Annotated in this window: 18 protein-coding genes; 7 read left to right on the forward strand and 11 right to left on the reverse strand. The window is 72.5% G+C overall.

What is annotated here, in order from left to right:
- Positions 1-15 precede the first annotated feature (15 nt).
- The gene (locus HNR20_RS05070) at positions 16-897 is read right to left on the reverse strand and encodes a lytic transglycosylase domain-containing protein (protein ID WP_184176902.1); all 882 of its coding nucleotides are present in this window, start codon (positions 895-897) and stop codon (positions 16-18) included.
- A gap of 33 nt (positions 898-930) precedes the next feature.
- Positions 931-2,349 carry a DedA family protein gene (locus HNR20_RS05075; protein ID WP_184176904.1) on the reverse strand — a complete coding sequence of 473 codons (1,419 nt, stop codon included), beginning with the start codon at positions 2,347-2,349 and terminating at the stop codon, positions 931-933.
- Between the two features lie 133 nt (positions 2,350-2,482).
- Between HNR20_RS05075 and typA the strand changes: the two genes are divergently transcribed.
- The 3 genes from typA (at position 2,483) to HNR20_RS05090 (ending at position 6,094) form a co-directional block, all read left to right on the forward strand.
- Positions 2,483-4,351 carry a translational GTPase TypA gene (gene typA, locus HNR20_RS05080; protein WP_184176906.1) on the forward strand — a complete coding sequence of 623 codons (1,869 nt, stop codon included), beginning with the start codon at positions 2,483-2,485 and terminating at the stop codon, positions 4,349-4,351.
- 119 nt (positions 4,352-4,470) lie between these two features.
- Positions 4,471-5,331, forward strand: coding sequence for a serine hydrolase (locus tag HNR20_RS05085; protein ID WP_184176908.1), 861 nt, complete (start codon positions 4,471-4,473; stop codon positions 5,329-5,331).
- A gap of 61 nt (positions 5,332-5,392) precedes the next feature.
- Complete coding sequence (locus HNR20_RS05090; RefSeq protein ID WP_184176910.1) at positions 5,393-6,094, forward strand: lysoplasmalogenase; 702 nt, start codon at positions 5,393-5,395, stop codon at positions 6,092-6,094.
- On the opposite strand, the gene HNR20_RS05095 is transcribed toward HNR20_RS05090, so the two are convergent.
- Complete coding sequence (locus HNR20_RS05095) at positions 6,063-6,860, reverse strand: tyrosine-protein phosphatase (RefSeq protein WP_184176912.1); 798 nt, start codon at positions 6,858-6,860, stop codon at positions 6,063-6,065. The genes HNR20_RS05090 and HNR20_RS05095 overlap by 32 nt on opposite strands.
- A 44-nt stretch (positions 6,861-6,904) precedes the next feature.
- Here HNR20_RS05095 and HNR20_RS05100 point away from each other — a divergent pair, with 44 nt between their 5' ends.
- Complete coding sequence (locus HNR20_RS05100; RefSeq protein ID WP_184176914.1) at positions 6,905-8,002, forward strand: mandelate racemase/muconate lactonizing enzyme family protein; 1,098 nt, start codon at positions 6,905-6,907, stop codon at positions 8,000-8,002.
- Between the two features lie 60 nt (positions 8,003-8,062).
- Complete coding sequence (locus HNR20_RS05105) at positions 8,063-8,989, forward strand: C40 family peptidase (RefSeq protein ID WP_184176916.1); 927 nt, start codon at positions 8,063-8,065, stop codon at positions 8,987-8,989.
- Between the two features lie 37 nt (positions 8,990-9,026).
- Here the strand turns inward: HNR20_RS05105 and HNR20_RS05110 are convergent, their stop codons facing one another.
- The 3 genes from HNR20_RS05110 to pnuC all read right to left on the reverse strand — a co-directional run bounded on the left by HNR20_RS05110 (position 9,027) and on the right by pnuC (position 12,159).
- Positions 9,027-10,025 carry a TerC family protein gene (locus tag HNR20_RS05110; protein ID WP_184176918.1) on the reverse strand — a complete coding sequence of 333 codons (999 nt, stop codon included), beginning with the start codon at positions 10,023-10,025 and terminating at the stop codon, positions 9,027-9,029.
- Between the two features lie 326 nt (positions 10,026-10,351).
- On the reverse strand, positions 10,352-11,398 hold the full coding sequence (locus tag HNR20_RS05115; protein ID WP_184176920.1) for an AAA family ATPase: 1,047 nt from the start codon (positions 11,396-11,398) through the stop codon (positions 10,352-10,354).
- A gap of 104 nt (positions 11,399-11,502) precedes the next feature.
- Entirely contained in the window at positions 11,503-12,159 is a 657-nt protein-coding gene (pnuC, locus tag HNR20_RS05120; protein ID WP_184176922.1) for a nicotinamide riboside transporter PnuC, read from the reverse strand.
- 83 nt (positions 12,160-12,242) lie between these two features.
- On the opposite strand from pnuC, the gene HNR20_RS05125 reads away from it, so the two are divergent.
- A complete protein-coding gene (locus HNR20_RS05125; protein ID WP_110563979.1) occupies positions 12,243-12,536 on the forward strand; it encodes an antibiotic biosynthesis monooxygenase family protein in 294 nt (97 codons plus the stop codon).
- Positions 12,537-12,716: 180 nt separating this feature from the next.
- Here the strand turns inward: HNR20_RS05125 and HNR20_RS05130 are convergent, their stop codons facing one another.
- The 4 genes from HNR20_RS05130 to uvrB form a co-directional block, all read right to left on the reverse strand.
- Complete coding sequence (locus HNR20_RS05130) at positions 12,717-13,574, reverse strand: helix-turn-helix domain-containing protein (protein WP_184176924.1); 858 nt, start codon at positions 13,572-13,574, stop codon at positions 12,717-12,719.
- Positions 13,575-13,747: 173 nt separating this feature from the next.
- A complete protein-coding gene (locus HNR20_RS05135; protein WP_184176925.1) occupies positions 13,748-14,116 on the reverse strand; it encodes a VOC family protein in 369 nt (122 codons plus the stop codon).
- Positions 14,117-14,191: 75 nt separating this feature from the next.
- Entirely contained in the window at positions 14,192-15,094 is a 903-nt protein-coding gene (locus tag HNR20_RS05140) for a helix-turn-helix domain-containing protein (protein ID WP_229687192.1), read from the reverse strand.
- A gap of 85 nt (positions 15,095-15,179) precedes the next feature.
- Positions 15,180-17,288: an excinuclease ABC subunit UvrB gene (gene uvrB / locus HNR20_RS05145; protein ID WP_184176927.1), complete on the reverse strand. Its 2,109-nt coding sequence runs from the start codon at positions 17,286-17,288 to the stop codon at positions 15,180-15,182.
- Between the two features lie 299 nt (positions 17,289-17,587).
- Between uvrB and HNR20_RS05150 the strand changes: the two genes are divergently transcribed.
- Positions 17,588-19,669, forward strand: coding sequence for a hypothetical protein (locus tag HNR20_RS05150; protein ID WP_184176929.1), 2,082 nt, complete (start codon positions 17,588-17,590; stop codon positions 19,667-19,669).
- Positions 19,670-19,678: 9 nt separating this feature from the next.
- Here the strand turns inward: HNR20_RS05150 and coaE are convergent, their stop codons facing one another.
- Positions 19,679-20,857 carry a dephospho-CoA kinase gene (coaE, locus tag HNR20_RS05155; RefSeq protein WP_184176931.1) on the reverse strand — a complete coding sequence of 393 codons (1,179 nt, stop codon included), beginning with the start codon at positions 20,855-20,857 and terminating at the stop codon, positions 19,679-19,681.
- Positions 20,858-21,150: the final 293 nt, after the last annotated feature.

Consider the following 21,150-nt stretch of genomic DNA (forward strand, 5'->3'; position numbering starts at 1 on the left):
CGACCCCTGTCGAGGTCAGTACTCCAGGCAGACGCACTCGCTCATCAGCGCCCGCACGTTGCGCACGTACGACGGGTTGGGGATGGCCAGTGGCTCCCCCTCCCGTGCCACCGCCCCATGCCCGAAGTTGTACGCGGCGATGACCGCGTTGAGCAGGCAGGAGTTCAGCTCGGTGGTGCACAGGGCCGGGTCGAGGCGGAAGTCGGATTCGAAGTACATCTCGCCGATGTACTTGGTCGTCCAGGCCAGGTAGGTGGCGCCGAGGTAGGCGTTGTCCCGGTAGTCGTCGATCTGGTAGCTCTTCTCGAACCGCTGGTTCATCCAGGTCGCGGTGCCCGGCATCACCTGCATCAACCCGACACCGCCGTCACAGGCGTAGATGTTGGACTGCCAGCCGCTCTCCTGCCACGCGGTGGCCTTGAGCAGGTTGAGCGGGATCTTGATGTCCGGAGCGGAGACCGGCCAGTAGGTGCGGCCGGCCGCGTCGGTCAACGCGGCCTTCACCTCGGCGCGGGTCGCCTGGGTGCCCTTGTAACTCGGCTTGCAGGAGCTGGGCGCCGGCTTCGGCGGGGCCGGCGGGACCTTGGTCTCGGTGGGCGGCTTCGCCACCGCGAGCGGCTTCGGCGCCGTGCGGCTCGGCTTCTTCGTCGGCTTCTTCGTCGGCGTCGGGGTCGCGCTACGGCTCGGCGCGGCACCCATCGACGCCACGGCGGTCGGCGACGGGCTCGGCGCCGCGGAGACCTCGTCTGTGGGGGCGTCCGTCGGCGCATCGGTGACCGCGACCGGGGCGGTCAGGTCCTGCGGGTTCTCCCCCTTGGCGGCGCAGCCGACCAGCGCACTCGCGAGCAGGAGCCCGGCGAGCACCGCAGCGCCCCGCCGGCCGGTCCGTCGAAACATGCCCATGCCTCCCGGTGTGATCGTCGCCGCACCCTAGCAAGGTTCGACCGGGCGGCGGTGCCCCTGCGACGGCGGGCGGGCCTGATCAACGTGCTGTTCCCGGTCGCCCACCGCCCGGTCCCGGGTGGCCCAGGCGACGATGAACACCACCGTCCAGAGCACTCCGAGCAGCACCGCCGCGGCGGTCCCGCTCGCCGTCTCCAAGCCGAGGTAGAGCCGCGCGCCGCCGATCCCGAGCACCCCCGCGGCGGCGGCCGTCCAGGCGGCCACCGCGACCGGCCAGCGGGCGTTGCGCGACACCAGCCAGGCCAGGGTGCAGAAGCTCGCCGCGACCACGGCGTTCTGAGTCGAGAGCGGATTCGCCTCGCCGCCACCCGGTGCGGTGCCGTGCGGCCCGGTCACCTCGGCCACCACGGCCAGCACCACCAGCGGCACGAACGCGCCCACCGTGCCGACCACACTGAGCAGGTCCGCACGCCAGGGTCGGTTGCGCCACGCCAGCACCGCGGCCACCAGCGCCACCAACACGATCAACACCGACCCTCGTACCACCGACACCACGAGCATCGTGGCGTCGGCGGCGCCCGGGGTACGCCGGGCGGCGAACCAGTCCGCGATGGCGTCGTCCAGCGCGGCCAACCCGCTGTTGCGGATCGCCACGGCGAGCAGTCCGGCGATGGCGAGCCCGGCAGCGAAGAGCAGCAGGAGCCCGGCGGCCAGATTGAGCAGCAGCGTCCAGGCCGGCCCGATCCGCATGGCCACCAGGAAGAACAGCACACCGTAGCGGGCTGTGAGCCAGCGCACCGGCGGCAGCGCGCCCGCCCGGGACAGCAGGGCGCGTACCGGGTCGGGGTTACGACCCAGCCACCGGCCGGCGAGCACGACTCCCAACAGACCGGCCAGCAGCAGCAGCGCCACGCCGGTGGCCCGACCGAGCAGCCGGGAGACCGTGTCGTACGACTCACCCGCGAGGTGACCGAGCAGGACCGAGCCGCCCACCCAGGTGATCACTCCGGCCAGGTTCCACGGTGCGAACCGCCGGTACGGCATGCCGCCCGCGCCGGCCAGCCGGGGCACCAGGGTGCGGGCGAAAGCCACCCAACGGGCGGCGAACACGCCCCGCCCACCGAGCCGGGCGAGCATGGCGTCGGCCCGGCCCCACCGCTCGGGCCCCACCCGGTGCCCCAACCCGGCACGCAGCCGGGGCCCGTAGCGCCGTCCGGCGCGGAAGGCCAGCCCGTCGCCGAGGACCGCCGCGACGATCATCGCGAGCAACGCCGGCCCGAGCCGCAAGGTACCGTTGTAGGTGAGGAAGCCGACGAGCAGCAGGGTAGCCTCACCCGGCACGAGCAGGCCGAAGATCACCGCGGTCTCGCCCGCCACGATCAGCGCGGCGACCAGGTAGATCCACAGGGCGGGCAGGCCCTGCACCCAGGTCAGCAGGTCATGCACTCAGGCCCCCGGAACACGGGAGTCAGCATGCCAGCCGGGGGAACGACCCGGACAGCAGTTTCACCATAGATCAGGGGCACCTGGGGGTGACCCCGACGCAGCCTGCGCGAGCGCAGGCGGAAGGATAGAGGGTATGCAGCTTCGCAGCGACCTCCGCAACGTCGCCATCATCGCTCACGTCGACCACGGCAAGACCACCCTGGTCGACGCCATGTTGCGGCAGGCCGGCGCGTACGGCGCACGCGGCGAGAACACCGAGCGGGTGATGGACTCCGGGGACCTGGAACGGGAGAAGGGCATCACCATCCTGGCCAAGAACACCGGCGTGCGCTACCTGCCGGCGGACGGCTCGGACCCGGTCACCATCAACATCATCGACACCCCCGGCCACGCCGACTTCGGTGGCGAGGTGGAACGCGGCCTGACCATGGTCGACGGCGTGGTGCTGCTCGTCGACGCCAGCGAGGGCCCGCTGCCGCAGACCCGCTTCGTGCTGCGCAAGGCGCTGCGCGCCCGGATGCCGATCATCCTGGTGATCAACAAGGTGGACCGCCCCGACGCCCGGATCAAGGAGGTCGTGGACGACACCTACGAGCTCTTCCTCGACCTGGACGCCGACGAGGAGCAGATCGACTTCCCGATCGTCTACGCCTGCGCCCGCGACGGCATCGCCTCGCTGACCCAGCCCGCCGACGGTTCGGTGCCCGACGACAGCACCTCCCTGGAGCCGCTGTTCCGCACCCTGCTGGACACCATCCCGGCACCCGCGTACGAGGACGACGCCCCCCTGCAGGCGCACGTCACCAACCTCGACGCGTCGCCGTTCCTCGGCCGGCTGGCGCTGTGCCGGGTCCGCCAGGGCACCATCAGCAAGGGCCAGACGGTGGCCTGGTGCCGCACCGACGGCAGCACCCAGCGGGTCCGCATCTCCGAGATGCTGATGACCGAGGGCCTGGAGCGTAAGCCGGCCGAGACGGCCGGCCCGGGCGACATCATCGCCGTCGCCGGCATCCCCGAGATCATGATCGGTGAGACGCTGGCCGACGCGGAGAACCCGGTCGCGCTGCCGCTGATCACGGTCGACGAGCCGGCCATCTCGATGACCATCGGCACCAACACCTCGCCGCTGGTCGGCCGGGTCAAGGGCGCCAAGGTCACCGCCCGGATGGTCAAGGACCGGCTCGACAAGGAGCTGGTCGGCAACGTGTCGCTGCGGGTGCTGCCCACCGAGCGACCGGACGCCTGGGAGGTGCAGGGCCGCGGTGAGCTGGCGCTGGCCATCCTGGTCGAGCAGATGCGCCGGGAGAGCTACGAGCTGACCGTCGGCAAGCCGCAGGTGGTCACCCGGGAGATCGACGGCAAGACCTGTGAGCCGGTGGAGCGGCTGACCATCGACTCCCCCGAGGAGTACCTGGGCGCGATCACCCAGCTGCTGGCGACCCGCAAGGGCCGGATGGAGCAGCTGGTCAACCACGGCACCGGCTGGATCCGGATGGAGTGGCTGGTCCCGGCGCGCGGCCTGATCGGCTTCCGCACCGAGTTCCTCACCGACACCCGGGGCACCGGCATCCTGCACCACGTCTTCGAGTCCTACGAGCCGTGGTTCGGCGAGCTGCGTACCCGCAACAACGGCTCCCTGGTCGCCGACCGGTCCGGCGCGGTCACCGCCTTCGCGATGATCAACCTGCAGGAGCGTGGCCAGCTCTTCGTCGAGCCGACCACCGAGGTGTACGAGGGCATGATTGTCGGGGAGAACTCCCGCTCCGACGACATGGACGTCAACATCACCAAGGAGAAGAAGCTCACCAACATGCGGGCGTCGACCTCCGACGAGACCGAGAAGCTGGTCCCGCCGCGCAAGCTCTCCCTGGAGCAGGCCCTGGAGTTCTGCCGCGAGGACGAGTGCGTCGAGGTCACCCCGGCCACCGTGCGGATCCGCAAGGTGGTGCTCGACCAGCAGCAGCGGGGCCGGGCCGCCGCCCGCCGCAAGCACGCCGGCTGACCCCAGCAGCACCCGACACCGGGCGCGTCGACCGCTTGCGGTCGACGCGCCCGTCCGTTTCCGCCACGGGTACGCGGGCCGGTCCGACCCTCCGGCGCTGATGGGCTACGGTCACCGGCATGACCTGGGATGATCTCGACGCCCACCTGGACCGGGTGCCCGGCACCGTCTCGGCGTACGTGGGCCGGCTCGACGCGCCGCCGACCTGGACCCGCCACGCGGACGCCGCCCACTACGCCGCCAGCACCATGAAGGTGGCGGTGCTCGCCGCGCTGCACCGCGCCGCCGAGGCCGGCACCCTGAACCTGGACGCCCCGGTCCCGATCGTCAACGAATTCGACTCCGCCCAGCCCGGCGCGCCCCGGTTCTCCTGCGCACAGCCCTACGACAACGACGACGCCGTCTGGGACCGGCTGGGTGGCACGGCGACGCTGCGCTGGCTAGCCGACCGGATGATCGTGCGTTCCAGCAATCTGGCCACCAACCTCGTCATCGGGCACGTCGGGCTGCCCGCGGTGGCCGACGTGTGGGCGCTCGCCGGCGCCCGCAACAGCGTCACGGGCCGGGGCATCGAGGACTTCGCGGCCCGCGAGGCCGGCATCACCAACGTGGTCACCGCCGCCGACCTGGCCGCCCTGCTCGGCGCACTGGCCTCCGGGGCGGGCTCCCCCGGCACGCTCGCCGCACCGGCCGCCTGCTCGGCCATGCTGGACGTCCTGCTCGCCCAGGAGCACCGCGAGGACCTGGCCGCCGGTCTGCCGGAGGGCACCCGCATCGCGCACAAGAACGGCTGGGTACGCGGCGTGCGGCACGGCGCCGGCGTGGTGCTGCCCGACGACGCCCCGCCCTACCTGATCGTCGTCTGCACCACCACCGACCCGGCCGACGGCAACGCCAGCGGCGACGAGGACGAGGACGACGCCTGCCTGCTGATCGCCCACATCTCGGCCCAGGTCTGGGCCGCCCGCCACCAGCTCTGACCCCGCACAGGCCGACTCCGGCTAGGCTGCTCGCACCCCCCCCCCACATCCGGAGCCGCCGATGCCTCGCAGCCGTGACCTGCTGGCCGCCTTCCTCGTCGTGACGGCGGCGAACCTGCTGGCCAACGCCACCGACAGCGAGGTGGCGTTTCGGGTCACCAAGCCGCTGCTCATGCCGCTGCTCGCCGCGTACCTCTGGCGGGCCTGCGTCGAACGCGGGGCACGACCCGACCGGCTGGTGCTCGCCGCACTGGCCTTCGCCACCGCCGGTGACGTGGCCCTGATGATCGGCGGCACCGGCTGGTTCCTCGCCGGCATGGCCTGCTTCCTCGGCACACACCTCTGCTACATCGCGGCCTTCACCCGCTACCGGGCCGACCTCGCGCTACGCCGCCCGCCGCTGGTCGCGGTCCCGCTGGGGTACGCGGTGCTGACCGTCGTCGCGCTCTGGTGGATGTGGACGGGGCTGACCGATGCCGGGCTGGCCCTGCCGGTGGCCGGCTACGCGCTGGCGCTGGCCGCGATGGCCAGCACGGCCGCCGCCCAGGGCTGGCGGGTCGGTCTCGGCGCCGCGCTGTTCCTCGGCTCCGACCTGTTGATCGCCGCGGGGGTGGCCGGGGTGGCTGAGCCACCCGGCGCGCCGGTGCTGATCATGGCGTCCTACGCCGCCGGCCAGGCGCTGATCGTCACCGGCTGGGCCGGCCGCGCCAGCACGCCGCCGGGCGCGCCGGTCACTCCAGCAACCGCGCCCGCAGCGCCGTGAGGGTCTCGTCGGTGATTCCGAGCCCGTCGCGCAGGTACGCGTCGAACGAGCCGTGCACCCGGCGCACCTCGTCGTACGCGGCGTCGAGATACTCGGCGCGGACCTCCAGCACCGGCAGCACCGCGTCGACGTCCAGGCCGGGTTGCCGTCGTCGCAACGCCTCGACGATCACCGCGCGCAGACTGTCGGTCAACGCGTTGTTGCGCAGGTAGTCGGAGCGGATCGCCGACTCGTCCACCCCCAGCGCCGTCAACAGGATGACGGTCAGCCAACCCGTGCGGTCCTTGCCGGCGGAGCAGTGGTACACCAGCGGCAGGTTCTCCGACTGGGTGGCCAGCCGCACCGCCTCGGCGAAGCCGGTCCGCGCCGACTCGCCGGTGACGAACCACCGGTAGATGGCCGCCATCGCCCTCGCCGTGCCCTGCCGGGCCAGCTCCGCGTACGCGTCGAGGTCGTGGCCGAGCAGCACCGCCGACACGTACGTGAAGACCGGGTGCTCCGGATCGTGCACCGGGAGGTGCACCACCCGGGGCTCGCCGACCAGCCGATCCGCCGGGGCGACCGCGATCTCGGAGGAGTCGCGCAGGTCCAGCACACATGCCGGGCCCAGCTTCGCGAGCACCGGCAGGTCCTCGTCGGCGAGTCGACCCAACGCCGGTGTGCGGATCAGCTGCCCGACGCGGACCCGCCGCCCGTCGGCACCGACGAGCCCGCCCAGGTCGCGCGCGTTCGGTGCGCCCACCAACTCCCAGCCCTGACCAGCCATCCGGTCTCCCCTCCCGCCATGTGCCTGCGTATAGGGTGCCCCACATGACGATCTCGGCGGTACGCACCCACCGGGTTTCCGCCCCCTTACACACCCCATTCGTCACCGCGCTGCGCCGCACCACCACTGTGGACACTCTCGTCGTCGAGCTGATCGATGCCGACGGCCGGTCCGGCTTCGGCGAGGCGCCCCAGGTCTGGCAGGTCACCGGGGCGTCGGTGGCCGGCGCGCAGGCGTGCGTACGCGAGCTGCTCGGCCCCCTGCTGATCGGCCGTGACCCGGACGACCTGGTGGCCCGTTGCACCGAGGTGCAGCGCGCGGCGGCTGGCAACGAGGCGGCGAAGGCAGCGGTGGACGTCGCCCTGCACGACCTCGCCGCCCGGCGGTTGGGCGTACCCCTGGTGCGGTTGCTCGGGGGCACCACGCTGCGGGTGCCGACGGACGTCACGCTGGCGGCGGGCGACGCGGTGGATCTGGCGGCGGCGGCGAGGCAGCGGCGGGCCGACGGGTTCGGCGTCCTGAAGTTGAAGGTCGGCACCGACGCGGCCGGCGACCTGGACCGGGTGCGGGCCGTCCGCGCGGCCGTCGGCCCCGGGGTCCGGATCCGGCTCGACGCCAACCAGGGCTGGACGCCCCGGGAGGCGGTCCGGGTGATTCGTGGCATCGAGGACGCCGGGCTCGACGTGGAGCTGGTCGAGCAGCCGGTGGCCCGCTGGGACCTGGACGGGCTGGCCTGGGTCAGCGACCGGGTGTCCGTGCCGATCCTGGCCGACGAGGCGGTCTTCGGGGTCCGTGACCTGGTGGAGGTGATCCGCCGTCGGGCCGCCGACCTGGTCAACGTCAAGCTGGCCAAGTGCGGCGGGCTGCACCCGGCGCGTACCCTCCTCGAGCTGGCCACCGCCCACGGTCTCGGCACGGTGGTCGGTTCGATGATGGAGAGCCAGGTCGGTATCGGGGCGGCAGCCAGCCTGGTCGCCGCATACGGCACCACCGCGGTGGCCGACCTGGACGCGGCCTGGTGGCTGGCCTGGTCGCCGGTGCAGGGCGGGGTACGTTACGACGGGTCGACCGTGGTGCTGCCGGATGCCCCTGGCCTGGGCATTTCCGGGCTTGCTGAAGCAAAGGTGCAGACCCGCGGTTGATGATCGTTGGTTTCTTTCATAGGGTTCCCCTGGGACAGCCGACACGATCTGGGGGTTGACGTGGAGCTGCAACCGGGCCGCGAGGCCGTCGTCCGGGTCGCGGTGGCAACACTGTGGACCTCCCCCGAGGCGGTCCGTCCGGTCGACCGCCCGGCGCTGACCGCCGGAGTCGACATCCCGGCCTGGGTCTCCGGTCTGAACACCGACCAGCAGGTCGGCGACTGCGTGCTGAGCCAACTCCTGCTCGGCGAGCGGGTCCTCGTCAGCGAGTTGCGCCCGGACGGCTGGGCCCGGGTCGTCGCCGTTGAGCAGCCCGCCGCCAAGCTGGACCCACGCGGCTACCCGGGTTGGCTCCCCGCCGACCAGCTGACCGCGGTCGACCCGGCCACCCGCACCGACACCGACCACCCGCTGGTGGTCGACGCCACCGTCACCGGGCTGCACGCCGAGCCGAGTGGCCCGGTGGTGCTGCCCGGCGTGGTCGTCGGCACCCGCCTGACCCCGGCCGGCCCTGCCCGCGACGGTTGGCGGCCGGTACACGTCCCCGGGCGGGCCGCGCCGCTCTGGCTGCTCGACAGCCACCTGGTCCCGGCCCCGGCCGCGTCGCCGGCCGCCGAGCAGGCGCTCGCGGTGGCGCAGCGGCTGCTGGACGTGGTCTACATCTGGGGCGGTCTCTCCGCGCACGGCATCGACTGCTCGGGGCTCGTGCACCTGGCCTGGCGGCGATTCGGGGTGCTGCTACCCCGCGACGCCGACGACCAGGCCATGGCCACCACACCGCTGGCGCTGGGCGCGGAACGCCCCGGTGACCTCTACTTCTTCGCCCGGCCGGGCCGGAAGATCCACCACATCGGCATCGTCACCGCCCTGCCCGGCGACGACGGCCAGCGGCGGATGCTGCACGCCTGCTACCGGCGGCGGCGGGTCATCGAGGAGCCGCTGCCCGCCGATCGGACCGCCACGCTGGTCGGCGCACACCGGGTCTGACCGGCCGGGCGCGCATCCGCGCCCGGCCGGTGCCCGGTCAGCGTCGGGCGTCGGCCAGCTCGCGGCGCCGGTCCCGGGAGGACTTGACCAGGCTGGCGGCGGTGGCGACACCCAGGGTGCCGATGATGACCAGCAGCGACAGCCAGATCGGGATGTGCGGCGCCCAGCCGACGTGCTCGCCACCGTTGATGAACGGCAGGTTGTTGTCGGCCAACGCCTCCAGCACCAGCTTGACCCCGATGAAGCCGAGCACGACGGCCAGGCCGTAGCTCAGGTAGATCAGCCGGTCGAGCAGGCCACCGAGCAGGAAGTAGAGCTGACGAAGGCCCATCAGCGCGAAGACGTTCGCGGTGAAGACCAGGTACGGCTCCTGCGTGATGCCGAAGATCGCCGGGATCGAGTCCAGTGCGAAGATCAGGTCGGTGGTGCCGATCGCGATCATCACGATCAGCATCGGGGTGAACAGTCGCCTGCCGGCCGCGTGGGTGGTGAGCTTCGCGCCGTCGTACTCCTTGGAGATCGGCAGCGCCTTGCGGCTCCACCGGATCAGCACGTTCTCGGAGAACTCGTCCTCGTCGGGCTCACCCTGCCGGGCCAGGTTGATCGCCGTGTAGATCAGGAACGCGCCGAAGATGTAGAAGACCCAGGAGAACTGCGTGATCAGCGCCGCGCCGGCGGCGATGAACCCGCCGCGCATCACCAGCGCCAGCACGATGCCGACGAGCAGCACCTTCTGCTGGTACTGCCGGGGCACCCCGAAGCGGGCCATGATGATCACGAAGACGAAGAGGTTGTCCACCGAGAGGCTGTATTCGGTGAGCCAGCCGGTGTAGAACTGCCCGGCCGCGCTGGCGCCCGAGGTCAGCCAGACACCCGCACCGAAGAGCAGGGCAAGACCGACGTAGAAGGCGACCCAGAGGCTCGATTCCCGCACACTCGGCTCGTGCGGACGCCGACCGATAATCAACAGGTCGACAAGCAGGACCGCAGTCAGTGCGACAAGCGTCCCCGCCCACACCAATCCGGACACGTCCAACGTTCATTCCTCCGGCAGACACGCGGCGTCGGGCACACCGTACGCCCCCTGGGGGGCCGGCGTGCCGCTGTCGCTCACTCTGGTGACTGTCGGAGGTCTCTTCCGCCGCCACCCCTCGCGGGGCGGCGACCTACGGGGCCGGGTCGGGCCGCCGTGGTTCCGGCGATCGACCGTGCTGACGACTCCGTCGCGGGGGAATACTCCCCTCCTCGGTGACCATTGTTGCCCACCACGCCCCGTGATCACACCCCGGGCAGCCGGTGGCGCTGGCCACCCGTCAACGGGGAACAACGCACGTGCCACACCCGCTGGGCCGTCCTAGGAGGCTAGTGCGAGTCGGGGGCGTCGATCGGGTCGGCGAGCGACCAACCGGCGGCGAGCAGGTCGTCGCAGGCCCGCACCGCCCGGGCCAGTCGCTCCGCGTGCGACCCGACCAGCTCCACCACCGGCACGCCGCACCCCGCCAACTCGGCACGGAACCGCTCGGTCATCCAACTCCGCAGATGCTCGCCGTCGCGCAGCCCGTCATCAGCGAAGGGCACATCCCGGTGATCCGTCAGCAGGTACAGCGCCGGCCGACGGGCCGCCGCCCGCACCTCCGGAGACGCGCTGCCCAGGTAGCGCTCCTCCCACACCGCCGTGGCCCGCGCGTCGGTGTCGCAGACCAGCAGTGGCCCGCTCGTCCGGGCCGCCGCATCCTCGGCCGCCTGCTGCTCGCGGACCACCGTGCGAAAGTCGTCCCGGTCCCAGGTCACGTCGAAGACCGTCACCTCCGGTGTGCGCTCGCGCAACCGGGCCAGCTTGCGGGCGGTCAACTCCCGGCCATACTCCGGCACCCACGGCGTGCCGTAGTGCGCCGCGAGCGCTGCCGCCATCGTGGTGGTGCCGGTCGACTCCGCGCCGACCACCACCACCCGGCGCACGAACCAGGCCCGCACCGGCGGGCTCAACCACCGCCAGTGACCCGCCGGGTCCGCGCGGACGGCCGTCCCGGACACCGGAACGGTCCGCCGATCCAGATCCACCGACACGGGTACGGCGTCGAAGCGTCGAGCCAACTCCGCGCCGTACGCCTCCGACGAGAAGACCGCGTCCACCCGCCCCGACCCGACCGCCTCGCGGAACACCGCGCAGTGCGCGTCCCAGACGGCCGGGTCGGCGTAGTCCACCGGGTGGTCGTCGTACCGGCCGACGAAGCGGACCCACGGGGTGCGCGCATGCGCCTCCCGCAGCCATTCCAGCCGCAGCGTGAGCGGAATGGACTCCCGCCGCGAGGGGGCCACGACGACGGTGACCGTGGCGCAGCGGGCGGCGGCGGCCTCGATCAGCGCGTGGTGCCCGGCGTGCGGCGGGTAGAACTTCCCCACCACCATCCCATGGCCGAAGTCCGGGGACCGCGCTGGCTGGCCCGGTGTCGTTGACTGGCCCGGTGTCGTTGGCTGGCGGGGTGTCGGCGGGCGCCCCGGCGCCCCGGCGGTCACGCGGCGACCGGGGCCGGGCCGGGCGGGACGGGGGTCGGCCGGTCGACCCGACGCAGGTCGGCCCGCCAGGCGCGCAGCCCGAGCACACACAGGGCGAGGAAGACCAGGTACAGGACGGCGGTCAGGTACAGCTCCTTGTACGCGTACAACGGGATGTAGATCAGGTCCGCGGTGATCCAGAGCCACCAGCTCTCCACCCGCTTGCGGGTCTGCCCGTACGTGGCCAGCAGGGACAGCGCCGTGGTCAACGCGTCCGGCAACGGCACGGTCGAGTCGGTGGCCCGGTCCAACAGGGCCCACAGCCCACCGGTCAGCAGCAACCCGACGACGAGCAGGACCAGCCACTCCCGGCGCCCGGTCCGGCTCACCAGAAGGCGGCTCCGCCGCTCGCCACCGAACAGCCAGTGCCACCAGCCGTAGCAGCCCAGCGTGACGTACACGATCTGCAGCCCCGCGTCGGCGTACAGACCGGCGGTCCAGAACAGCAGCATGAGCAGCAGCGCGTTGGCGATGCCGATGGGCCAGTTCGCGATCTTCTGCCGGGCCACCAACCAGACGGTGAGCACACCGGTCAGGAACCCCAGCAGCTCCGCCCACGTGGTGCCCGTACCGGCCACCTGGAACGCGGTGCCGGTGAGCCAGTCAATGATCACGATGTTCACCCTAGGGGCACCGTCGACACCGGAACAGACCCCGCGTCAGCCCCGGTCCCGCCCACCGTGGGAGGCTCTCCGACATGGTGCTTGAGGTCGCGCTCATCGACGTACTGCCCGGACACGAGGACGCGTTCGCCGCCGCGTACGCCGAGGGTCACCCCGTGCTCGCCGGGGCAACCGGCTGCCGGTCCGTGCGGATGACGCGGGGGATCGAGTCCCCCACCCGCTTCGTGCTGCTGGTCGAATGGGACTCGGTCGAGGCGCACGAGGAGAACTTCCGGGCCACCGAGCGGTTCGAGAAGTGGCGGGCGTTGATCGGACCGCACTTCGCCGGGCCGCCCGTGGTCGAGCACTTCCTCGACGTGCCGGCCTGATCCGACGCACCGGCCTGTCTCGACACACCGGGCTGATTCGACACACAGGCGTCACGACGTGCCGGCCTGCGTGACGCTGTCGTACCCCACGGTTATCGTGCCCTGCGCACGCGCCGGCCGCCGGTCCCGACGGGCTCGGGGGCGCCGGGCCCGGTGGCCGCGCGGCGCGCCGCCCTGGCCCTACTCGCCGGCGCGCCGAGCCAGCGCGGTGACCGTCTCCTCCGCGGACAGGGCGGCCGCCAGCAACGCCTCGGTCATCCGCTCGTAGCGGTCGACGTCGAGCACCGTGGCCAACCGGACGTCGGTGGTCAACGCCTCGATCATCACCGTCCGCGGGTCCGCCGGGTCGGGAAAGGCATAGCAGGAGTACGGCGTGAGCGGGTGCAGCCCGCCGCCGGCCGCCCCAGGTGGCAACAGCCGCACCGTGACATGGGACAGCCCGGTCACGGCGACCAGGTGCCGCAACTGCTCCCGCCAGACCGCTACCGGCAGGTCACCCGGCTCGCAGACGGCCGCGGCGAGCACCGCCGTGTAGCGCGGCGGGTAGGCCCGCCTCAGCACCTCCTGCCGCAGCGCCCGGGCGCGCACCTCCGCCTCCACGTCGACCTCCGGCGTGAGCTGGGCGCCTGCCGCGACCAGAACCCGGGCGTACTCGGGCGTCTGGAGCAGCCCCGGCACCACCGTCGGCTGGTACTCGACGATGTCGGCGGCGCCCGCCTCCAACTCGGCGTAGGTGCGCTGCCGTTCGCTCATCTCGCCCAGCGTCTTCCACCAGCCTCGGCTGGTCGCCGCGTCCCGAGCGATCACGATCAGCGCGTCCCGGGCCGGCGTCGGCACCTTGTAGATGTCCAGCAGATCGAGCACATCGGCGAGGTCCGGGCGGCTCTGGCCCAGCTCGATGCGGGACAGTTTCGACGTCGAGGCCCAGCCCAGCCGGTCGCAGACCTGCTCCAGGGTCAGCGCCTCGCGCCGACGTAGTTGGCGCAGTTCTGCGCCGAGGCGTACACGTCGAATGACAGGACTCGTTGGCAGCGGCATCCCGGCCTCCCCATCGAGGGAGACTACGCAGGACGATCACCCAGTGCAATAGGTCGCTCGCTCACCGCAATCAGGTCATTCGGCGCGGTCTACGGATCGGGCCCGAGACAACAGGGCCGGCCAGGCTGGGCTCAGGGCCGGCCAGGCTGGGCTCAGGGCCGGCCAGGCTGGGCTCAGGGCCGGTAGGTGCCGAAGGCCCAGACGTTCCCGGCCAGGTCGCGGGCGGCGTAGTCACGGGAGCCGTAGTCGGTGTCGAACGGCTCCTGGGTGATTTCGGCACCGGCCGCGCGGGCCTGGGCGCAGTGGGCGTCGACGTCCGGCACCGCCACGTAGATCGGGCAGTCGTCATCGGCCGACCTGGGCGTCGCGTCCGCTCGACCGCCCAGCATGATCATGCCGGTGTCGAGGACGAGTTCGGCGTGCGCGACCGTGCCGTCCGGTGCCTCGTGCACGGCGTGCACCTGGAAGCCGAAGGCGGCGCAGAGCCAGTCGATCGCGGAGCGGGGATCGGGGTAACGGAAGACAGGATAGACAGTTCGCATGACCCGATTCTGCGGCTGGCGACCCTGCTCCGGATTGGACGAATGTGACCTCGGCGGGTCGTCGACCGCGTGGTGTCAGCCGGCCATCGACCGGGCGGCGAGCAGCGCGGCCGGAGTCGCCCCCGCGAACTCGTGAAAGTCCCGGATCAGGTGGGACTGGTCGTAGTAACCGCAGCGCGCCGCCACCTCGGCCCAGTCGACGGCCCGTGTCGCGCCGGCCGACCCCGCACCGGCCGCGGACCGCCCGGCGTCGGTCGGCGGCCCGGCACCCGCCCCGGCACCCGCCCCGATGGTCGCGCCCACGTCGGCCAGCGCCGCGTACGCCTGCTGGAAGCGCAGCAGTCGGGCGACCATCTTGGGCGGCAGCCCCACGTCCTTCCGGAACCGGGAGGCGAGGTGCCGCCGGCTCCAGCCCAGTTCGTCGGCGAGCGCACCCACACCCTCCTGCCCACCGCCGGCGACGAGCCATCGCCACGCCCAGTCCAGCCGGGTGTCCACCGGCGGGGACGCCGCCAGCCGGTCGGCGAGCACCCTGTCGAGCAGGGCGAACCGTTCCGGCCAGCCCGCCGCCTCGGCGAGCCGGCCGCGCAGCTGATCCAGCCAACGGCCCGGGAGCTGCCCGACGCCCACGGCCCGGTTGGTCAGCTCGCTGAGCGGCAGACCGAGGAGCCTGCGGGCGGTCAGTGGGGCGAGCAGCAACTCGACGCCCTCCCCCACACCCATCGTGCGGGTGGCGCACCAACCGTCGAAGGTGCCGGCCACGAACGAGTCGACATTCGTGGCCCCGCGCTCCGCGCTGCGCGGGTCGGTCACGTCCAGCGGCGCGCCCCAGCCCAGGATCAGCACCACGAACACGCCCGCCGACTCCCGGCGGACCAGGGGCACGTCCGCCCGTTCCCGGTAGCCGATGTACCGGTCGACGAACGGGCGCAGCCGGACGTCGGGCAGCCCAAGAACCATCTCCCCGACCGGTGCCACCGCCGTCAACCTCGCCCGCCCTTCGCGCGCCCCGGCCGGCCGCGCCCGAGCGGAGCGCTCGTCGTGGCCAGCCGGGTGGTGGCCGTCACTTCACGCCGGCGGCGTCCATGCCGCGCAGCTCCTTCTTCAGGTCGGAGACCTCGTCACGGATCCGGGCCGCCAGCTCGAACTGCAGTTCGCGGGCGGCGGCCAGCATCTGGTCGTTGAGCTCCTGGATGAGCTGGGCGAGGTCGGCGCGGGCCATCCCCTCCCGGGAGGTGGTGGTGGCGGCCGACCGGCTCCGGCTGCGGGTCTCCTTGACCGGCGCCTTGCCACGGGACAGCTGACGCACCGCGCCCCCGACCCGGGAGTTCTCGGTGTCCTCGGCCTCGCGGTAGATGTCGTCCAGGATGTCGTGGATCTTCTTACGCAACGGCTCCGGGCTGATCCCGTGTGCCTCGTTGTGCGCGATCTGCTTGGCCCGGCGCCGATCTGTCTCGTCGATCGCCGCCGCCATCGACGGGGTGATCTTGTCGGCGTACATATGGACCTGACCCGAGACGTTACGAGCGGCCCGCCCGATGGTCTGGATCAGCGACCGGCCGCTGCGCAGGAAGCCCTCCTTGTCGGCGTCGAGAATCGCCACCAGCGACACCTCGGGCAGGTCCAGACCCTCACGCAGCAGGTTGATGCCGACCAGCACGTCGTAGTCGCCCTTGCGAAGCTCGCGCAGCAGCTCCACCCGGCGCAACGTGTCGACCTCCGAGTGCAGGTAGCGCACGCGGATCCCGTTCTCCAGGAGGTAGTCGGACAGGTCCTCGGCCATCTTCTTGGTCAGCGTGGTGACCAGGACCCGCTCATCGCGATCGGTGCGCAGTTTGATCTCGTGCATCAGATCGTCGATCTGACCCTTGGTCGGCTTGATCACGACCTGCGGGTCGACCAGACCGGTGGGCCGGATGACCTGCTCGACGAACTCGCCCTGGGCCTGCTCCAACTCCCAGGTGCCGGGGGTCGCGGAGAGGTAGACCATCTGGCCGACCCGCTCCAGGAACTCGTCGAAGCGCAGCGGCCGGTTGTCGGCCGCGCTGGGCAGCCGGAAGCCGTGGTCGATGAGCATCCGCTTGCGGGACGCGTCGCCCTCGTACATGCCGCCGATCTGCGGGATGGTCACGTGCGACTCGTCGACCACGGTGAGGAAGTCGTCGGGGAAGTAGTCGAGCAGGGCGTGCGGCGGGCTGCCGGGCAGCCGCCCGTCCATGTGCATCGAGTAGTTCTCGATGCCGGAGCAGAAGCCCACCTGCCGCATCATCTCGATGTCGTAGGTGGTGCGCATCCGCAGCCGCTGCGCCTCCAGCAGCTTGCCCTGCCGCTCCAGCTCGGCGAGCCGCTCGGCCAACTCGACCTCGATGTCACGGATCGCCCGCTCCATCCGCTCCGGACCGGCCGCGTAGTGCGTGGCCGGGAAGATCACCAGCTGGTCGACCTCGCGGACCACGTCACCGGTCAACGGGTTGAGGTAGTAGAGCTTCTCCACCTCGTCACCGAACAGCTCGATGCGGACCGCCAGCTCCTCGTACGCCGGGATGATCTCCAACGTGTCGCCACGAACCCGGAAGGTGCCCCGCTGGAAGGCCATGTCGTTGCGGGTGTACTGGATGTCGACCAGCCGACGCAGCAACTGGTCACGGTCGAGCTCCTGGCCGGTCTGCACCCGGACCGCCCGGTTGAGGTATTCCTCCGGGGTGCCCAGGCCGTAGATCGCCGAGACGGTGGCCACCACGATCACGTCGCGACGGGTGAGCAGCGACATCGTCGCCGAGTGCCGCAACCGCTCAACCTCCTCGTTGATCGAGGAGTCCTTCTCGATGTAGGTGTCGGTCTGCGGGATATACGCCTCAGGCTGGTAGTAGTCGTAGTAAGAGACGAAGTATTCGACCGCGTTGTGCGGCAGCAGCTCACTGAACTCCTTGGCCAGCTGCGCGCAGAGGGTCTTGTTCGGGGCGAGCACCAGGGTCGGGCGCTGCAGCCGCTCGATCAACCACGCCGTGGTGGCGCTCTTGCCGGTGCCGGTCGCGCCGAGCAGCACCGTGTTGCGGTCGCCGCGCCGAACCCGACGCTCAAGGTCATCGATGGCTGCGGGTTGGTCACCGGCCGGCTGGAAATCACTGACGACCTGGAAGCGGCTGTCGAGCCGGGGAATGTCGAGCGCCATGCCAACAACGGTACGCCGGAGGTCCGACAGGAACGGCCGTCACGCCAGGTACGTGATCGGCTTCAATATTCCCATTGTGTGGCACATGTCACCGGGACTACCCTCTCCATGTAGGCCGCTCGCGGCGGCCGACCGGGCCGGTGGCCAGGCCGTCATCACGGCCGGCCGCCCCCGGCACTGCGGTCGCAGCACCCGGCTCGTCCGGCGTGCGCACCCGTGTGGTCGCGCTCGAGGCGCAGACCGGCCGCCGCGAGCGCCCCTGCTCGTCACCCCGGTGCCTCCCCGCCCGTTTCATCTCCGTGGACACCTCTGCGACCCCGTCGCCCGACGCCACCGCCCCCAGGGGCACGCCGCCCGCCGCCGAGCCGCCCGGTGCCACGCCCTCCGGCATCAAACCCTCCGGTGCCACCCCCTCCGAGGCCAAGCCCTCCGGTGCCAAGCCCTCCGGTGCCAAGCGCTCCGGCAACACACCGCCCGGCACCACGCCATCCGGTACTAAGCCGCCCGGTGCTGAGCCGTCGAGCGCCAAGCCATCCGGTGTCAAGCCGTCGGGCGGTGGAGGTGCGGGACTTCCCGGCGGCGGGAGTGTCGAGCTGCGGGGTCCCGGTGCCGGAACTGTCCGGCCGGGGCGTGGCACCGGGCGTCACCGCACCGGCTCGGCCGGCGCGTCCGCAGCTATCCGGACCATCGGGATCGGGTCCACCACCGGCCGACCCGCCGCCGAGCGACCGGCCGACAACGACCGACCACCCGACAACGATCGGCCCCCCGGCCGCCGAACCGCCGCAGGCCACCGATCCGCCGCCGGCCGGGGACCCGCGAACACCCCGACCACCACCAGCCCCGACGGCACCGCCGACGCGGCCGACGCCGCTGGTCCGCGCCAGGCCAGCCGCCGCAGACGTACCGTGCTGATGTTGCTCGGTCTGACCGCGGTGACGTCCGCGACGGCGTTGGTTCTCGGGCTGTTGAGCTGGGCGCCCGAACCTCCCGAGCCGGCCCGGCCGCTGACCCTCGCGGAGGGCGAGCGGTTGGCCGCCGTGCGGGTCACCAACCTGCGGGACCTCCGCGCCGGGGTCCGCGTCACCGCCGGCACCGACGCAGCCCGGATCGAGCTGGTGGGCTGGGTGGACTGGTCGCGGTCACTGCTCTACCTCGACGTGGGCGGGCCGGGTGCGGGTGCCGAGCGCGGGCTGTTGCAGAGAGCCGGCCCGGTGCTGGTGATCCGGCCCGACCCGGCGGCGGTGCCCACCCCCGCCGCACCCCCACTGATGCCTCCGACGGACCGTTGGCGGCTGCACCGCCTGGCACCGGGATCGACGCTGGCACCGGTACTCGACCTGCTCCTCGGGCTCGCCGCCGACCGGCCGGACCCGACCCAGACGGTGCCGGGCAGCGGCGCACGCTGGATCGCCAGGGACACCGTGGCGGGCGGCCCGGTGGACGTTCTCCAGGCGCCGCTGCCCACCGGGACACCAGTCGCCGCCAGCACCACACCGGGCAGCACCACGGGTAGCACCGCACCGGGTAGCACCGCACCGGGCAGCGGGTCGGCGGGCACCGACCAGGACGGACGGAGCCGGTACTGGCTCGACCAGGACGCCCGCCTGCACAAGCTGGTGACCCAGCTGCCCGGCGTCGGCCCGGTCACGGTGATTCTCAACCGGGTGGACCGGCCGACACTCCGGCCGGTGGATGCCCTCGGTGGCCGGCCCGGTCTGCCCCGCGCACTGACCGACGCCGAGCAGCGTCGGCTGGACCGGCTGCCCGCTCGGCTACGCGCCCAGGGCGGTGCCACGGTCACGCTGACCGCGCCGACGGGCACGGACACGAACCTGCGGGGGGCCGGCTGGTTGAGCTGGACCGCGCGTACCGCGTACCTCTCGGTTGCCGATCTGGGCGTGCCGGATCGGCGGACCCTGCTGCGCCGCGACACCGCCGGGCTGGCCCGGGCGGACCTGCCGGCCGCTGCCGCCGGCGGCGGCACGGCGGAGGTGCCGGGCCGGCCACCGCTGCCACCCCCGGCCGGGGCGTGGCGGGTCTCCCGATCCGGCGGGGACGACCTGAACCTGCTGGTCGACGCCGCGCTGGCCGCCGGGTCGGTCGGGCAACCCGGTGCGGCCGTGCGGGTACGCGAGGACGTCACCACCGGACGGACCGTGGACGTCGTCGAGGTGGGCCCGGTCGGCGCGCGACTGCGCTACTGGATCGACCGCGACGGGTCGCTACGGCGGCTGGAGCTGCGCACCGACGCCAACACCTGGGCTCAACTGGATCTCCACGCCGCGGTGGTGCCCCGACTGGCCCCGGTGCCCCGTCCGGCCCCGAACCCCCGGCCCACCTCGGCTCGGCCCACCACCGCGCGGCCCGGCACCCGCTGACCGTGGCTCTCAGGGCCGCCAGTCGGTCTGCGCGGCCCACTGCTCGGCCCGCAGGTACTCCTCGTCGAACCACGGGTCGCCGGCCGTGCCGGAGTCGCTGGCCGGTGCCGAGTCGACCAGGTCCCGCTTGAGCTGCAGGTACGCGGCCCGCTGATCCGGGTCGGCACGAAGGTGGTCGCGCATCAGCAGCGCGTACCGCCAGCCTGGCGAGCCCGCGACGCGCACGTGCAGCCGGACCGGGCGGGCCGGGTCCGCGCTGCCGTGCAGCCGCTTCTCCCACCGAGCAGTGCCGGCCGGGCGCGGATCGTCCCACCACTGCCCCGGTACCCGTGGGAACCCGGCGTTCGCCAGCCGGTCGGCCAGCGCCCCGTCGGCGTCGACGAGGCTGGGCACGGCCACCTGCACGTCGATGACGTCCTGGGCGGCGAGCCCGGGCACCGCGGTCGAGCCGATGTGGTCGATCCGCAGGGCGTCCGAGCCGAGCGTGTGCCGGATCCGGGCGGCGAGCCGCGCGTACTGCTCGGGCCAACTCGCGTCGGTCTCGGCCAGGTCGACCCGGCCCGGCGGGACCACCCGCCGCTCGCGCACATTGTCCTCGTAGGGCACCAGCCGCTGCCGCCACAGCGCGTCGACGGCGTCGTCCAACGCCGCCAGACTCCCGTCGTTGCTGAGCACCACATCCGCAGCCGCACGGCGACGCGCGTCGTCGGTCTGGGCGGCGATCCGCCGCTCGGCCTCCGCGCGACCCATCCCCCGGTCGCGCGCCAGCCGTTCCAGTCGGGTCGTCACGGCCGTCTCCACCACGATCACCAGGTGGTACGTGGGCGCGAGCCCAACCTCGACAAGCAGCGGTACGTCGTTGACGACGATCGCGTCGGGTGCCGCCGCGGCGGCCAACTCCGCCGTGCGAGCCCGCACCCGGGGGTGGGTGATCGTCTCCAGTCGACGGCGGGCGGCTTCGTCGGCGAACACCACCGCGCCCAGTGCGGCACGGTCCAGTGCGCCATCGGCATCCAGCACCGCGTCGGAGAAGGCGGCAACGATCTCGGCCAGCCCCTCCGTACCCGGGGCGACGACCTCCCGGGCCACCCGGTCGGCGTCGATGAGCACCGCACCCCGTTCCACGAGCCGCGCGGCCACCGCGCTCTTGCCCGACCCGATCCCGCCGGTCAACCCCACCCTCAGCACCCGACCAGTCAACCGGATCACCGGCCAAGCCGCCAAACCCACCGCGCTGGTGCTCACCAGGCCGGCAACCGGCCCACCAAGCCCGACCCGAGCCCGACCCGGCCCGAGCCCGGCCCGAGCCCGGCCCGAGCCCGGGATGGCCGAATACCGCTCAGCCCAGCAAGATCGTGCTCGATCCTGGTTCTAGTGGTGTCCTGGTCGCCTGGTGGCCCCTACATCCAGGATCGAGCACGATCTTGCGCGCCGGCGGGGTGGCCGGACAGTGCCGAAGCCGCGCGGGGCACGGCGAGGTC

Source organism: Micromonospora parathelypteridis, assembly GCF_014201145.1.
GTDB lineage: Bacteria > Actinomycetota > Actinomycetes > Mycobacteriales > Micromonosporaceae > Micromonospora > Micromonospora parathelypteridis.